This window comes from Oxynema aestuarii AP17 (assembly GCF_012295525.1).
Taxonomy (GTDB): Bacteria; Cyanobacteriota; Cyanobacteriia; order Cyanobacteriales; family Laspinemataceae; genus Oxynema; species Oxynema aestuarii.
In genome coordinates this window covers 4402522-4418783 of sequence record NZ_CP051167.1, presented here as the reverse complement: position 1 = coordinate 4418783, position 16262 = coordinate 4402522, and the positions used below count along the sequence as shown (strand labels likewise).

Below are 16262 nucleotides of genomic sequence, written 5' to 3'. Positions count from 1 at the left end.
ATCGCGCGCTCCTCAAGATTGAGGGGCAATCCGGCCTAAAATTTCTTGGTGAACCTCTTGTGGAGAGCGATCGCCGTCAACGGTGACGAGGCGATCGCGATAGTCGTAATATTCCAAAATCGGGATCGTGCGTTCCTCGAACAGTTCGATCCGACGGCGGACAATTTCCGGCGCGTCGTCGCTGCGACTCGCTTCGCGATTGAGACAGCGCTGCATCAACACCGATTCCGACAATTTCAACCAAATCGCCCAATCGACACGCTGTCCGGATTGGTCGAGTAAAAAATCGAGTTCTTCCGCTTGGAAGGCGGTGCGCGGGTAGCCGTCGAGTAACCAACCCTTGAGCGCGTCCGGCTTTAAAAGGCGCTGCCGGATCAGCTCGATCGTCGTCGGATCGGGGACGAGTTCGCCTTTTTCGAGATAGGGCTGAGCTTGGCGCCCCAACTCGCTTTGCTCGGCGATCGCCGAACGGAAAATTTCTCCCGTCGCAATCCACGGAATGTCCAAGTGACGGCATAACAACTGAGCTTGGGTTCCTTTACCTGCTCCTGGCCCGCCGAGAATGACCAATCTCACCCACTCAAGCGGCTTTGACCGCCCACAGTCTTCAGAACCCATAAGCATAGCCATCCTTTTTGTGAATAGGTTGACAGTGTTTGTGATTAATCCCTGCCACTCTTCCCGATTGGGTCACAATATCAAAATTGCCTGACGCACGGCACCAAACCCGCCCCAGGTAGGGCGAATATTCTCGAACTTCGTAGCCGTGCAATTCCCCTTGCTGGGACTCGACTGCTGAGATTTGAGGATTTTGGAGCCGTTGCAGGTCAAACCTGACTAATTCCCGAGCAATGCTATTAATAGGGGCAAGCTTACCCAGTCGGTTGACCCAGGTCAGAACGGTGTCTACTCGATGCTGTAATGACGGGGTCAGCCAGCTTTGAGGACGAGTCCGATTGAGAAATCGTGCTTGGCGATCGCGAGTTTGGCCATTTCTCCTGCTTCGTCGCGATTGACGACGGGACAGCAGCGATTCCTTGATTGGTTGTCCGCGATGTGGCAATTCGGCTCCACAAATGATTGGGTTGCCTTGGTTAATTGCAATGCCTGTAGTTTTGGAACCCGGATCTAGTTTGAGTTCTAGGTCTTGTACGGGAGCATCAGGATGCGCTTGTTTGAGGATGATGGTGAATGGATAGCGGCGAAACACCGCAGCTTTTCCTGTATTGAGGAGGTGACGCGCGGTTCCCGGGTGTACTGGATCTAAGGGTCGCTTGTTCGTATCAATAACCAATACAAGGTTGGACATTGAAGGTCTCCGTAAAACGGGTAATGTTTTCCTCGGCCATGTTTTTGAGGCTTGTTCGGCTAACGAGACGACCTTACCCCTCGTAAAGTTGTTGAATCGTTAGCGACCGAGCTACAAACTGGAAAGTATTCGTAGGTGTCATGACCTTAAAAATGGAGTCAGTTAAGACTTAGGCTGGGTAGGGGCGTTTCGCGAAACGCCCCTACTGAAGGTGAGGCGTGAAGCCGCATCACTGAGCGTGTGGGGTGCTGACACGCGATCGCACCCAAAGACGATGTTCGCAATTCTTTCAATATGTGGTCTCGATAGTGGTTTGATTTCAGGCGATCGCCCCAGACTAGCTCATTCTACTCTAGGTTCCGGATGCGGCCAAATCGAATCTGCAATCTGAGAAGCGACGGCAGGCCCGGGCGATCGCCATAGCATAAATTTGTACATCTAGTGTTATCTTCCACAACATTTCCAATACAGTACACTACATATTGTTTGCTTATGTTGCCAGATCTGCCACTTTTGCTTTAAGTAGATCTACCATCAAGATCCAAATACTGATTTACGACGTCGCCTTATGGTTGCACAGCTTGAAACCTCGGTTCTCGATAAGCCTTGCCGTTTTCCCTACACCGTGGAAGGACTGATCCAAGTCTTTACAGGCAGCCACCGCAGCTTTTTCACCAACGTGATGGCTCAAGCGCTGCAAATTGCCGGACAGGGAACGAAAGTTTTAGTGGTTCAGTTCCTCAAAGGCGGGATCGGTCAAGGTCAGGAGCATCCCGTCAAACTCGGTCAAAATTTAGAATGGATTCGCTGCGATCTGCCTCGCTGCATCGATACCCCGGAGTTAGACGAGATCGAAGCTCGATCCTTGCGCCAGTTGTGGGACTACACCCAGAAAATTTTACTCGCCGGGGAATATTCCCTCGTGGTCTTGGACGAGTTAAGTTTGGCGATCAATTTTGGTTTGATCCCCGAACAAGAGGTTTGCGATTGTTTGCAAAAACGCCCGGGTCATGTGGATGTGATTTTAACCGGGCCGGAAATGCCTCAAAGTCTTTTAGACCTCGCGGATCAGATTACCGAAATTCGCCGCAGTCACCGACCTTAGAGAGCGGGTGGGAAGTGGGGAGGCTCAAGGCAAAAGGGGCAAGTCCCCAGGCTGTAGGTCCCTCGTGGCGATCGCCTCTCCCTCCATCGAAACCCTAAATCCGATTTGCGACTCACCCCTCAGTTTAACCGAATGCTTTTTTGGCGACGCGATCGCCTCGACATCCGGGTGCTTCCTAGCGTTTGACTTCTTGCCAAGCGCGGATCGCTTGCCAGATAAAAACTCCAGCGACGACTAACGTAAACGCAACCTGGAAAATGAATCCGTTAGAAACAGGAAGTTCGGCTAACAGCATAAATTTCAATCGACATTTTAATCGACGACAACTCTATAGCAATCCTAAATCATTTGGGAGATCCCTCGGCGTCTCCCCAGGAGAATCGCCCCTCGCCATCACTCATCGCCGCCTTCTTCCTCCTCCCCCTCACTTTCGCGCAAAGCTCGCCGCGCCAACTTCGCGTAAGTTTTCACCGTTTCGTAAGGTAACTCTAAATCTCGCGCGATCGCCTGTAACGATTCCCCCGTTTCTCGGCGCGCTAAAATCGTCGCCCGAGTGCGCGCCGTCTTCTCGATCTGCTCCACGCGAACCTTCCCCAAGCGCTGGCGTTGGGCCATAAACACGTCGGTCAAATTGGCGATTCGTTGGGCGAGTCGTTCTTCGACCGGGGTCGTTATCGGTTGTTCCTCTTCTTCTAACAACCATCCCGATCGCGTCTGCCCCAAACCGAAGGTCGTTTTATGTCCCGTGCCACAGTAAGGCGCCAGCGCACTTAAAGTATAAAATAAGCGGGCGAACTCTTCGGGCTCGTTGCGTTTCGCCAACCCCAAATCGATCGCCCCGGTAAATCCGGTAACGCTGCCTCGCTTACCCCCCGGCACTTTCACCGATTCGATCCGGTGACGGCGAATCAGCACTTCGGAATCGACCCAGTTTAAAAAGGGGTCGGATTCCACCGGAATGCCGGAAAAATCGTTCCAACGACGCAGGTAAGAATGAAACAAGTTATAAGGAACGGGGAGGGGGAAGTGATATCCCTTGCGGCGAAAACTGGTGGGTGAAAGGAAGGTCAATTTAACGCCCCGTCCGGGCAAACTGACCGATTCGAGCAGTTCTCGATAGGTGGTGGGGGCGAGAAATAGTTCGGTACTGTCGATTTTAAGCGGGGCTTTGTTAATTTCGACGCGCCCGGGGAGGCGATCGAGCCAAACGTGCAGGAAGCGAGTCACGGAGTGAGACAGCCCGGTAACATACCAGCGATAGGTCTGTTCGGGAATCAGGTGTAACTGTCGTTCTCCCGCTTGAAACGGACCGTCTAAGGCGGAAACGGTAAAGGCTTTTTCCGAGGGATCGTCGTGCAGTCGGGCGGAGAGGGTCGGGTTAAACGATCTCACTTGCGCCAGAAACCAAGCGTGCAGGGCGATCGCGTATTGCGGAAACAGGGCGTCGGAACTGACGGGTTTGAGGTTGAACTGCACTCCCACTAATTCCGTTTCGTCGGGCCAGTGGAGCGCTAATTTTCGAGTCGGTCGGCGTCGTTTGCGAGGAGAAGAACTAGAAGTCATGAACGCGATCGAGGTTGGAGTTCGGCGTCGGGCGGTGGGTTAGAGAGGGTGGATACAATGGTAAGGATGGCGATCGATTAATCTTGTTGATAATAGGTTAACTCTTGTCGGGCTTCGCGCGCCATTTGTTCTCGCAGGGAAAGCGGTAAAATCACTTCGCCATTCGGTCGCCAATCGCGCAAGCGCATCAACACGTTGATATCGCCCTCGCGAATCCAGGCGCGATAGTAGGCGTCTTTGGGGGAGCGGCGATCGATCAGTTGTAACGTCCGTTCTCGTTCCCCGGGGTCTTTGAGTTCCCGACGGATTAACTCGGGTAGTTGGGAATGGGCGATCGCCTCGAAAGTCTGATGGCGCAAGGTATCGTCTACATAACGACGGGCAAAAGCGCGGGGAAATCTCATCAGTAATAACTGGCGCGGTAAGTAAAAATTGAACCCCCAAGCGACGCTTAACTCCCGGCGAATGGTGGCGGCGTTGGGCAGTTCTCCGGTGCGGCGCAGTAGTTTTAACTTGCGCGGGATTTGCGGGTCGCCCCAGGGGAGAATCGTGAGGCGATCGCTGGCGATGCGATCGAGGCGGTAGTTATGCCAGTTGAGAACGCCGTCGGGATCGAGTCCGTAAGCGCTCAGATATTTTGCCCGACGCACGTAGTGCAGGCAGACGGGATAGGTGACGATCGCCACCGTGTCCCCGTCGGCCAGATTGTAGTCGAAACGGACTACCCCGGACGATGGCGTTTGCCACAGTCGTTCGAGTTGTTCTTGGTACGTATCTACCCGGTCTTGGGTTGCTGCGGAAAGGATATAGTCGAGGTGGATAAAAATGCGATCTTCGTCGGGCATCGCTAAGGTGGGAGGCGCGTTGGATGCCAGGTTTTCCCACAATTTTTCGATAATAATTTCGAGGTTGGGCTGCACGAAGGACACCGATTCGAGAATCGGGAGCAATTGGCGAATTTGGCTCGGGTTTAACAGGGTTTGTTCTTCCTCGCTGTTGACGACGGGGGCGAGTTGGGGCCACTGTTCCGGGGAGACACATTCAAATTTGCCGCGATGGACGTGTTTGAGCCAGCCTAAATGAGCCAGTTGCTTTAAATCGTCGCGAATCGAGCGATGTACGGTGGCAAAAGGGCGATTTTCGAGCAGTTCGTCGAGTTCTTGGGCGCTGAGTCCGCTTTGATATTGGGTTTCGCTTTCCCAGACCGATTCGGAGAGGTTCCATTGGGGAGCAAAGATTAATTCGCGGGTGGTGCGGTGGCAGATACAACGGCGATCGCTGCATTGCGCCGTCAGTTCTTGGGCAGTGCTGGCGTCGCTTTTGCCGTGGGTGAGGGCGAACAGGCGATCGCGCACGTCCCGATAGTGGAATTTGTTCGGGAGCGATTCGGACCAGTTCGGTTGTTGTCCGTAGAGGCGATCGAGCAACACCCACAGTCGCACGGCCCGCAGCAAGCGAGTGCCTAACTGTCCGGTGGCGAGTCCTTGTAAAACTTCTGTAGTCGGTTGCAGTGTAAGGGTTTGAGTCACTTTTAGAAGACCCCTTTTCCATGTCATCGTTATAATAACAGGGAATGAAATTAAATGCAGGAGTACAAATCGCGATGGCACAGACTACAAACCGGGGCGTGCAGTTCAAACTCAGTCGGGGTCGCACCCGTGAGGGATTGGACTATCAAGTGTTGGCGATCGAACTGACCCGACCCGATCGCCTCGTCAGTCCCGAGGATCTCGGGGCGATCGAATTGCCGCCCGGCATCGATACCCGGGTTGGCGTGGCGATCGACGGGCGCGGACCGATCTGGTTATACGGGTACTTAATTCACGAACTCCATCCCACCGCTTGGGTCGCTTGCAACGATCCGCGTATTGGTGCGATCGTCGTCGCCACTCACACTAAAGGGGTTCGGGTCGGTCAAATTCTCCAGTTGGGTCAAGTGACCGATACTTTAAATCCGGCACTGATGGTAGTCGGTCCGCCAGATAGTGGTAAAAGTGTTTTTTCTCATCGGTTATTTCAGAGCCTAATTGAGGTAAACTCAAATATATATTTGCAAAGAGCAAATTGGGACGGGGAAGGCAACTATACTCTAGAATTGCCCCCGGATCTCGATGCAGAAGGGTTTAAAGCGACGAATAAGGGGGGGTTGAGCGATCGCTTTTTTCCCTATCACGCCCGTGCGATCCTCGAACTCCGACGTCAAAAAGCACTGACGATCGTGGATGTCGGCGGCATGGTTCAGCCGGAAAAACAGCCGATTTTGGAGGCATGTACTCACTATTTGATTATTAGTTCCCAACGGGATGCGGTGGATGACTGGCACGAGTTTTGCCGCGATCGTGGAAATTTAACCCCAGTCGCAGTGATTCATAGCTCTTTGGAGGAGGTCGAAATCGTCCACCAGCAACAACCGTTTATCGAAATGACCTGTGGCCCGTGGATTCGCGGCCAATCTCGACCGATTCCCGAGGGATTGATGGAGAGGATTAAAGGTTTGTTGAACAAGTAACCTCGAACAAACATCAACCATTCATGGGTCTTCTGGGTAGGCGATCGAAAATGTAGCCTAGGCTACACAATATTGAGTCCTCGATTTCTGAAACCTCTATTATCATGTAATCCGGATACCAAAGCGTACCATATATCCAGAAGACCCCTCATTCAGTTGAACACAAATTAACGGAGAAAAAGATGAGTAACCTAGATCAATATAAAGTACAACACCTGTTATTACTGGTTGGAGAAAATCCTTTACCTAACTATGTAGCAGCCTTAACACTTTTAAAAGATGGTGGAACAGTTTATCTGGTGTTCACCGAACATACCAAGACCCAGAAAATTTGTTTGCTTAAACAGCTTCGAGAGCAGAAAGAAGTTAACATTGACAAAAAAATTGAGCCGATTGACTTAGCTAAATATGAATCTGACAGTTATCAAATCCGGGAAAAAATTCAAAAAAGAATTAAATCGGTAGCTGGCAGCATTGGTTTGCACTACACGGGTGGCACGAAAGCGATGGCAGTTCATGCTTATCGTGCCGTTCAAGAACTACAACCTGATGCCTTTTTCAGCTATCTAGATTCACGCACTTTAGAAATGTGCATCGATCGCCCAAATAATTCTCCAATTCGAGAGAAAGTCTCTCTGAAGATATCTTTTACCAAACTGTTTGGGCTACACAATTTAAAATGGCAAGACGATCGACCACCATCTGCCGATCCCACTCTACCGGAGGCCGCAGCGAAATTTGCTGAGTTTTATCAAAATAAAGACTTAGCCAAAGCTTGGAGAGATTGGTGTAATAATAAGTTACGTCGCCAAATGAAATATTACGATCAACGTAACAATCATGTGTGGAAACCGGAAGATGAACTAAAAGCACAACCCACCATTGAGGTTCAAAGCTTACCGACAGAAATTAAGAACCTATTGCGCCAACATTTAGATGCATCTACAGATGTTTTAAACATTAGTGTTACGCAAAAGAAAGGATTCAATGATTTAACCCATGTCTGCGCGTGGCTAGATGGTGTCTGGCTAGAAGACTATGTTTTGCAACAAGTTAAACAACTTCCTTCGCAGTACGGGATTAAAAAAGCAGGAATGTCATTTCATATAGACGATCGGGAAAATCATTCAAAGAAATATCCCAAATTTGAGTTTGATGTTGCGTTTATGCTGGGATATCAACTTTTTGCGATATCTTGTACAACCAGCGACAAACCATCACTTTGTAAGCAAAAATTATTTGAAGCGTCTATAAGAGCAAGACAACTCGGAGGAGATGAAGCGCGAGTAGCCTTGGTTTGCTGCTATGACCAACCCAGCTATATTAAATCTCAATTAAGAACTACGATCGCCGATCGCAAAATCGAGGTGTTCGGACGAGAAGACCTGTTAAACCTTGAACGAAAAATTGGCCAGTGGATCGATAAAAATAATCAAGAGGCGAATCAATGAGGAATTGTGTTGTCACCGTCCTGGACACCACAGGAATTCAATCTTATATTTTTGGCAGTAACCGATTACGCGAAAATATTGGCGGATCTTATTTAGTCGATCGAGCAACTGATGAATGGGCAAAATGGGCGTTACGAGAATTGGGACAGAAACTTAATCAAACCATTCATATTTACGATCCAGATCGACCAGCAGATCGACCTTATATCGAAGATGGAGAACTGGCCGCAGAATTAGTCTATGCGGGTGGCGGCAATACGGTGTTGCTATTTCAATCTCTGGATATTGCTAAACAGTTTACCCGGATTTTGAGTAAGCGAATTTTAGCTGATGCACCGGGTATTAATCTGGTGGCAGCACATCAGCCATTTGATTGGGATAATGAATCACTTTGTAAAGTGATTCAAGACCTGATAAAAAATCAGTTGGATCGACAAAAAAGAGAAAGAATTTCCTCATCCCCTTTATTGGGTTTGGGTATCACCGCAGCTTGTCAATCAACTCAGTTAGTGGCGGTGGATATGAGCGATAATCACGGCTGTCCTATGCCCTATTTAGTTTCTGGTGAAATTGTGGCTAAACTCGATGCAGTAAAAGCCGCCAACGACAAGCTAGATGACACATTATTCGATCGCAAACTTCCTAAAAAGTACAAAATTGCTTTAGACTTCGATGATTTTGGGCGATCGTTTGGGGAAAATAGCTATTTGGCGATCGTTCATGCGGATGGAAATAATATGGGCGATCGCTTTCAAGAGCATGGCAAAAAAGCTAAATCAAATCGGGATTACATCACTGCGATGCGCGAACTTTCTGATTCTGTCCGTCGCGCAGGATTAACTGCCTTAAAAGAAGTCGCCAATGCAGTAGTGAATTCTATTGACAGCGACGACAAGGTAAAAGGAAAATTTACCATCAAAGATAAAAAATACTTGCCTTTTCGTCCTTTAGTTTATGGGGGTGATGATGTCACCTTTGTTTGTGATGGACGCTTGGGATTAGAATTAGCGGCAATTTATCTCAATTCTTTTAAAGATCAGCCAGCAGCAGATGGTAAACCATTATCCGCTTGTGCCGGGATTTGTGTGGTCAAAGCGCACTATCCTTTTGCCAGGGCTTATGAACTCAGCGAACAATTATGTAAGAGTGCCAAAAAATTTGTTCGAGAACAGAAAGAAGAATGGGGAGACGAAGATTTATCTGCTCTTGATTGGCATTTGGCAGCCAGTGGTTTATTTGGTTCTATTGGGGAAATTCGCCAGCGCGAGTACCAGGTGACAGAAGGCGACCTAACGATGCGTCCTGTTTTATTAGAACATGATTATCAATGGCGAAACTGGCCTAATTTTAGCAGCCTTATTCAAACTTTTAATAAAAATGAGGATTGGAAAGGTCGGCGAAATAAAGTGATTGCCTTACGAGAAAAGTTACGCGAAGGCAGCCAAGCAACTATCCAGTTTCTCAAAGCTTACAGTATCAAGAATTTGCCACAAATTCAAGAAGCTGCTGATGAGGTACAAGATTGTGGCTGGACTGAGGGACATTGTGGTTATTTTGATGCGATCGAAGCAATGGAATTTTATATCTCATTGAACGAGGAAAAATCTAATGAGCATCTATCATCTAAAAATCAAGCTATTAAGTGATACTACCTTTGGACGTGGCGATGGGGTAGCAGGTCTTCTCGACCAAGAAGTAGAATATGACCCCAATGGATTTCCTTACTTGCGAGGACGGACTCTGAAAGGGTTATTAAGTGAAGAGTGCGATAATTTAGTGGCAGTTTTACCCGATGCAACTCGCAAACATTGGCAACAGATAGCAGCAGATTTATTCGGTAATCCCGGTAGTACCCTGGAAACCGTGGGCAAAATCCACGTTGGAGATGCTTGTTTGCCAGGAGATTTACGAGAAGCGGTGGCACAACAGCTTCTGAAACCAAAGAACGATTTAAAGCTAAAGCCGATTAATATCCTAGAGTCTCTGACGACAATTCGCCGTCAAACTGCGATTAATTCAAAAGAAGGGACGCCTGATGAACATAGTTTACGTTCTGCCAGAGTAATTATCCGTGACCTTGAGTTTACTGCCCCTCTGTATTTTCATACTTCACCAACGGATGAAATGTTGTCGCTTTTAGTAGCAGGAACTTGGGCATTACGGCGCGTCGGCAGTGGGCGAAACCGAGGGCGCGGTCATGTACATTGCAGACTTTTTAACCAAGGTCAAGAAATTGGTCAAGATTATTTACAACGCTTTGGAAAAATGGAGATACAAGCGCGATGAAAGTGATTACCTTCGTGTTAGAAACTCAACAGCCCGTTTTAGCAACTTCGTTTCAGGGAGATCCGAATAGTGATGTTTCTTATCCGTTTATTCCTGGCAGCATGATCCGAGGGGCATTAATCGGACGTTATTTGCAGCGTCATGGACTGCAAGATACTGATATTTTGACCGATGAAACGGTGAGACGTTTGTTTTTTGATGGCAAGACTCGCTATCTAAATGCCTATTTTTACAAAGAACAACAACGGACTTTGCCGTTGCCCCATTCTTGGAAAAAGGAAAAGAATGATGAACTATCAAAAGACAAATCAGATATAGAGGTTTACGATCTTAGTCTTTATAAAAAAGAGTTAAAATCTCCCAAACCTGTTGGCGAATATTTTTGGGCAAAAGACGGTTCAGATGGAATTCTCTATACGGTCAATCGACGGATTAATATTCATAATATGCGCGATCGCCGTAAAGGGCGTTCTCTAAATGATAAGCGCGATCCAAAAACTGATGAAGTTACCGAAACGCGAGATGGGGCAATTTTTTGCTATGACGCTTTAGATGCTGGTCAGAATTTTCAAGCCGTTATCCTGTGCGAAAACAATGATGTAGAAATCATCAAAAGCTTGCTCACCCCAGAAAATATCTGGTTAGGGGGTTCTCGAAGCGCAGGCTATGGACATACTAAAATTCAAGAAATTTCTACCCCAGAAAATTGGGATGAAGTAGGAATTTCACCAGAAGAAAAACTTAAAAATCGAGAAACTTTTACAGTAACTCTTCTCAGCGATTTAATTCTGCGCGATGAATGGGGTCAATATGTAGCCATGCCCCCCACTGAATTGCTTTTTGAAGCTTTAGGCTTTCCCCTCAAACTGGAAAGTTGCTATACGAAATCTACCCTAATTGGCGGTTTTAACCGAAAATGGGGATTGCCTTTGCCGCAAGTGCCAGCCGTATCAGCAGGAAGTGTTTTTATTTATGACAAGATTGATGGAATAACTGCCGATCTCATTCGCACTTTAGAAGCGGAAGGAATTGGAGAAAGAAGAGCAGAAGGATTTGGCCGCATTGCGATTAATTGGCTAAATGAATCTAGCTTTTATGTCAAATTACCCGACGATGAGGATAACAGTAAAGATTCTCCTCGACTGGACAATGAATATTCACGTCAATTGGCGAAACAAATGGCAGAAAGATTATTACGCCAACATCTAGACACAAAGCTATTAGATAAAGTTGGACGCACAAAGTTATCTCCTAATGCCATGACAAATAGCCAGGTTTCTCGACTACTGTTAGCTGCAAGGGAAGCCCTATCTATGAATAGTCGCCAACCGATTGATGCTTTACTGGCAAATCTTACGAAAAATTCTATGAGTCAGTTTAAGCGGACTTGGATAGATGGTGTATTTTTACCCGAAAAATTACAACAATGGCTAGATAACCCGGTTAAAATTTGGAAAAATGATATTAAATCTGTCAGCATTGCCGATGTCACGGTAGAACTGCGTCAAGAATTGGCATTGGAATATACTTTGCGATTGATTATGGCGGTTGCTAAACAAGCCATGAAGGAGAAAGATTAATGACTTTAGAACGAATCAAACGTTATCAACGAGAAATTATTAAACGACTGATTATCCGGGGTATTTTAGTCTTGGATACACCCACTTGCTTGGGCAGTGGCAATAGTGATGCCGATAATCCTACTGACTTAATGTTACTGAGAGATAGTATCAGCGATCGCGCTCTTTTAACTGGTGCGTCCATTGCTGGTGCTTTACGAAACTACCTACATGAATATGAGCATGGTTATGAACAAGAAGAAACCAAAGACAGTTTAGCAACTGTCCTCTTTGGTGGAATTCGCAGTCAAGATGATGGCGACCAAAGTTCAATTATAATTGGAGATGCTTTAAGCATTAGTCCATCACCGACGATTGAACTGCGAGATGGCGTGAAAATCGATAGTAAAACAGGGACGGCAGAGAAAGGAGCAAAATACGATCTAGAACTGTTGGCAGCAGGAACAGAATTTCCCCTGTATTTTGAGGTGGTTATTTGTGAAAAAGATGATCGAGCAAAGCTAATCAAAGCCTTGGGTTTAGCACTGCAAGGATTGGAAAAAGGGGAGATAGGTTTCGGCATCAAAAAAAGACGCGGGTTTGGTCGCTGTCATGTTAAAGCATGGCAAACATGGCGGTTTGATCTTCGCAAAGATGATGAACGCTTGCAGTGGTTAATGTTTGACCATGAGTCCACAAAGTTATCCGAAACAGAGACAACTTATCAATCAATTTTTGAGGCTCTTGGTGTTAAACTAGATGATGAAGATCGGCGCGATCGCTTTTTGCTCAAAGCAACTTTTAAATTAGCCAGTCCGTTGCTTATTCGTTCTAGCTCGGGATTTAATGAAATCAGTCCTGATGTGGTACATTTGCGATCGCACCGACCCAACGAAACTAACAACAAACTCGAATCTGTGCCTATTTTATCGGGCACCAGTTTAGCGGGAGTTCTTTGGCATCGTGCCGAGCGAATCATTAACACATTAGGAAAAAGTCAGGATATTATCAAAGAACTATTTGGTGTAGTTGATGAGAAGACAAAAGAAGCAAAAGCCAGTCGTCTAATTGTCAGCGAAAGCACCATCAAAAATACCAGAGATTTAGTACAAAACAGAATTGCGATCGATCGCTTTACCGGAGGTGCTTACCACGGGGCTTTATTCGACGAACAAATATTATGTGGCAGCGATGAAACCCTCCTAACTTTGGAATTGGAGTTACGCAAACCTAGTGAACCAGAAATCGGCTTACTTTTGCTATTACTAAAAGACTTATGGACAAGCGATTTACCCGTCGGTGGGGGTAGCAGTATTGGACGCGGACGTTTACAGGGAATTCACGCTGAAATGACATGGCATCATTCAGGCAAAAACCAGCCAACCTGGACAATTTGCCAAGATAAACATGGAAAACTTGAAGTCAGCGATGCGAAACAGCTAGGAAAATTTGTCACCGAATTCGTGCAAGGAAAAGCAGCATGAGTAAACAATCATGTCAGCATCTTGATGTTGATAGTATTATCGATTCTCAAAGCTTGATTTCTTGGTTAAAGCAAAAGGCCAATGAATTTCACCTAAAATATCTTCTAGCTCATGCAGAGGATGGCGTGATTTGGGGATATTTTCAGGATGATAAATTAAATATTGCTCACAGTATCTTTCCTGAAGTTCTAGAATTCCCGGAACTGCGCTTATTGACCCTTCAGCAATGCCGAGTTTTTGGCGAACCAGGAGAAATCTTACTCTGGCAAACGGATAAAGGATTAAAAGCTCGTTTGATACAAGATGATGATAATACAGAAAAATTACCAGATGAAGTACAAATTATACTGGGAACCCAAGGCACAGAAAAAGATGGCTTTACTCTTTTATCCGACGGACAACAAGGACTAAAACACGCGGTTCCTTTAACTGGGATTCAGTTTGACCATAAGGAGAAAACACAACATCGTCCAGTTCGCTTACTTGTCCGTCATTACATTGACTACAACAACAATACAGGAGTTGCCCGAATTTTCCTCAGCCGTCTAGTTTCGCTTACATCACAACCAGAAAAATCAGAGGTGACAAAATGACACCCAAGCATATTAAACAAGTCCCAGAATCTCGAAAAGCGATCGCACCTTACAACTTTGTCGAATTGCCCGATGTGGTTGTAGAAGCAGAAGAGATTCCACCTTTGAATCAATACCACTCTAACCGACATACAGGCAGAATTGAATGCGTGCTAACCACAGATTCACCCTTATATATTCGCTGTGGCATGACTCCAGATAATTTTGCTGAATTTAGTGGAAAAGATGATGACTTAAGCGAGGACCAGAAAAAGCAGAAACGTCAGATAATGGCTGATTTTTTCCAATATCCTACCAGCCAACATCCTGCACTTGCAGGCAGTAGCTTACGAGGGATGTTGCGGACATTGGTGGAGATTGTGGGATATGGTAAATTGACGAAAGTTTCAGAACAGCAGCGTTTTTTCTTTCGGGCTGTTGCGGCTAAAAGTGACGATCCGTTAGCAAGTCCATACAAGAACTTGCTAAAAAATGTCAAAGCCGGATACTTGGTACAACGGGGATATCAATGGTATGTTCGTCCTGCTAAAACCGTTATCAATAATCTGTCTTTTATTTGGGTGAAAGAAAAATCCTTGACGCGCACTAATGTTCCCGATTTAATTAAAATGGATCGAGTCCAGGATTACGAACCGCAGTATATTCCTGTAAGTTTTGAAGGTAGCTTTACAAGAAATAATCGTAGATTTGCTGAAAATGTCAGTCAGAATATCGAGGCTTACCGTGATAAAGGTATGCTTGTCACCAGTGGTAATATGCTGGAAAGTACGGATAAGCCAAGCTCGCTGAATAGAAAAAACCACTGTATTGTTTTTGCTCCCGATCTAAAAGCCGATATAATTCCTATTGATGAAAATGCTATCGAGGATTATTGCAACACTCTGACTGATTTTCAGAAAAAGCCACCCTTTGATAAGGAAAAGGGTGTATTGAAAGATGGTCGTGCGATTTTTTACTGTGAACGTTCGGGAAAAGATGGAAAAGTGACGCGATTTGGACACAGCCCAAATTTCCGAATTGCTTATATCCCCAAAAAGCGCGATCGTGCCGCTTCCGTCCTTGATTTTATCCCCCAGAATTTAAGAGACCCAAATCAACGAGACTTAGCCGAGGCAATTTTCGGCTTTGTTCGGGATAAAAAACAAGAAGAAAACCAAGCTCAAGCTGGTCGTGTATTTGTCGGTGATGCCATTTGTCAGCAAAGTACCAACGATGATATCTGGTGGACTGGGAATTTAGAAAAATCGATGACTCCTCTGATTCTTGCTAGTCCAAAACCCACCACTTTTCAGCATTACTTAGTCCAAACGACTGCTGATAAAAAGGAACTCAAGCACTACGGTAGCGAACCAGAGAAAGAAACTGTGATTCGTGGTCATAAACTTTATTGGCATAAAGGAAGTGCGCCTTCAATTCAGCTATCTGATAATCCTGATAGTAAAGATGATTCCAAAAGTCAAACAACAGACATTAAACCGATAAAATCTGGTGTTTCCTTTAACTTTACTATCCACTTTGAAAATCTAAGTCCGGTAGAATTAGGAGCGCTGTTATGGATTCTCAAGTTAGCGGCGAATCCAAAATATCGGCTGTCTTTGGGCATGGGTAAACCCTTGGGTATGGGTGCAGTAAAAATTACCCATGAACTTTGGTTGTCCGATCGCGTTAACCGATATTCTAAATTATTCCAAAATAACAACTGGGCAACGGGTGATAATCTTGCTACTGTTGAAGAATCTGAAAAATGTGTGAATGCTTTTGAAAGCCACATTCTGAAATCTTTACGAGGAAAAGGGGAGACTGCCCAAAAATTGGAAGAAGTACCCCGGATTAAAATGCTACTAGCAATGCTGAGCTTTCCTGGTCTTTCCGCAGATACAACGCGATATATGAAAATTGAACGGGATGTGAATAAGCCCTATATTGGCAAGCCTAAAAAGGGAGAGAAAACTGTCAATGAATATCAAGAACGTCCGGTGTTACCGACGCCACTTGACGTCATGCAATGGCCAGACGATCGAACGATCGATAAACCACCTCCATCCAAAACAAATAGATCTACATCCAACAGTCAACAACCAACAAAGAAGCCAAAACCAATATTACGATCGCAACAAGATAAAAAGAAATCTAAACAAGCACACCTAGAAGGTGGCCATGATAATAACTTAGCAACTCAGAGACCCCCAAAAAAACCAAAAAAGTAAATTAACCATAAAAACGGAAAACTTAATTATTATGCCTCTAACAGGTGGCGAAACGGGGCGGTGTCATGCACGAATTATCCAACAACTATTAAATTAGAGCGATCGCGTCAACGGAATTTAAACGACCGAATGGAACCCATCGATCGCCCGATGCTGCTTGGATTCCTTACGAAAGATCGGGGAATATCTTGACAAT

The 16262-nt window shown here is 46.0% G+C and carries 12 protein-coding genes and 1 pseudogene; 9 read left to right on the top strand and 4 right to left on the bottom strand.

What is annotated here, in order from left to right:
• Positions 1-12: 12 nt before the first annotated feature.
• Positions 13-576: an adenylate kinase gene (locus HCG48_RS17825; RefSeq protein WP_168570353.1), complete on the bottom strand. Its 564-nt coding sequence runs from the start codon at positions 574-576 to the stop codon at positions 13-15.
• A gap of 169 nt (positions 577-745) precedes the next feature.
• Positions 746-1309 (bottom strand): annotated as a pseudogene (gene iscB / locus HCG48_RS17820) (RNA-guided endonuclease IscB); the annotation flags it as partial.
• Between the two features lie 568 nt (positions 1310-1877).
• On the opposite strand from iscB, the gene HCG48_RS17815 reads away from it, so the two are divergent.
• Positions 1878-2414: a P-loop NTPase family protein gene (locus tag HCG48_RS17815; RefSeq protein ID WP_168570351.1), complete on the top strand. Its 537-nt coding sequence runs from the start codon at positions 1878-1880 to the stop codon at positions 2412-2414.
• A 393-nt stretch (positions 2415-2807) separates the two neighbouring features.
• Here the strand turns inward: HCG48_RS17815 and cas6 are convergent, their stop codons facing one another.
• Entirely contained in the window at positions 2808-3977 is a 1170-nt protein-coding gene (gene cas6, locus HCG48_RS17810) for a CRISPR-associated endoribonuclease Cas6 (RefSeq protein ID WP_168570350.1), read from the bottom strand.
• A 77-nt stretch (positions 3978-4054) separates the two neighbouring features.
• Entirely contained in the window at positions 4055-5506 is a 1452-nt protein-coding gene (locus HCG48_RS17805; protein WP_246259613.1) for a TIGR03985 family CRISPR-associated protein, read from the bottom strand.
• 74 nt (positions 5507-5580) lie between these two features.
• Between HCG48_RS17805 and crn3 the strand changes: the two genes are divergently transcribed.
• The 8 genes from crn3 to HCG48_RS17765 all read left to right on the top strand — a co-directional run bounded on the left by crn3 (position 5581) and on the right by HCG48_RS17765 (position 16066).
• Positions 5581-6486, top strand: coding sequence for a CRISPR-associated ring nuclease Crn3/Csx3 (gene crn3, locus HCG48_RS17800; RefSeq protein WP_168570348.1), 906 nt, complete (start codon positions 5581-5583; stop codon positions 6484-6486).
• A gap of 182 nt (positions 6487-6668) precedes the next feature.
• Positions 6669-7937, top strand: a complete 1269-nt coding sequence (locus HCG48_RS17795) for a PDDEXK family nuclease (RefSeq protein WP_168570347.1) — start codon at positions 6669-6671, stop codon at positions 7935-7937.
• Entirely contained in the window at positions 7934-9583 is a 1650-nt protein-coding gene (locus HCG48_RS17790; protein WP_168570346.1) for a Cas10/Cmr2 second palm domain-containing protein, read from the top strand. Before HCG48_RS17795 ends, HCG48_RS17790 begins: the two co-directional genes overlap by 4 nt.
• Positions 9546-10223, top strand: a complete 678-nt coding sequence (locus HCG48_RS17785) for an RAMP superfamily CRISPR-associated protein (protein ID WP_168570345.1) — start codon at positions 9546-9548, stop codon at positions 10221-10223. Before HCG48_RS17790 ends, HCG48_RS17785 begins: the two co-directional genes overlap by 38 nt.
• A complete protein-coding gene (locus HCG48_RS17780; RefSeq protein WP_168570344.1) occupies positions 10220-11803 on the top strand; it encodes an RAMP superfamily CRISPR-associated protein in 1584 nt (527 codons plus the stop codon). The genes HCG48_RS17785 and HCG48_RS17780 overlap by 4 nt, the downstream gene beginning before the upstream one ends.
• Positions 11803-13266, top strand: coding sequence for an RAMP superfamily CRISPR-associated protein (locus HCG48_RS17775; RefSeq protein ID WP_168570343.1), 1464 nt, complete (start codon positions 11803-11805; stop codon positions 13264-13266). Before HCG48_RS17780 ends, HCG48_RS17775 begins: the two co-directional genes overlap by 1 nt.
• A complete protein-coding gene (gene csx19 / locus HCG48_RS17770; RefSeq protein ID WP_168570342.1) occupies positions 13263-13859 on the top strand; it encodes a type III-D CRISPR-associated protein Csx19 in 597 nt (198 codons plus the stop codon). Before HCG48_RS17775 ends, csx19 begins: the two co-directional genes overlap by 4 nt.
• Positions 13856-16066 carry a TIGR03986 family type III CRISPR-associated RAMP protein gene (locus HCG48_RS17765; protein ID WP_168570341.1) on the top strand — a complete coding sequence of 737 codons (2211 nt, stop codon included), beginning with the start codon at positions 13856-13858 and terminating at the stop codon, positions 16064-16066. The genes csx19 and HCG48_RS17765 overlap by 4 nt, the downstream gene beginning before the upstream one ends.
• Positions 16067-16262 lie beyond the last annotated feature (196 nt).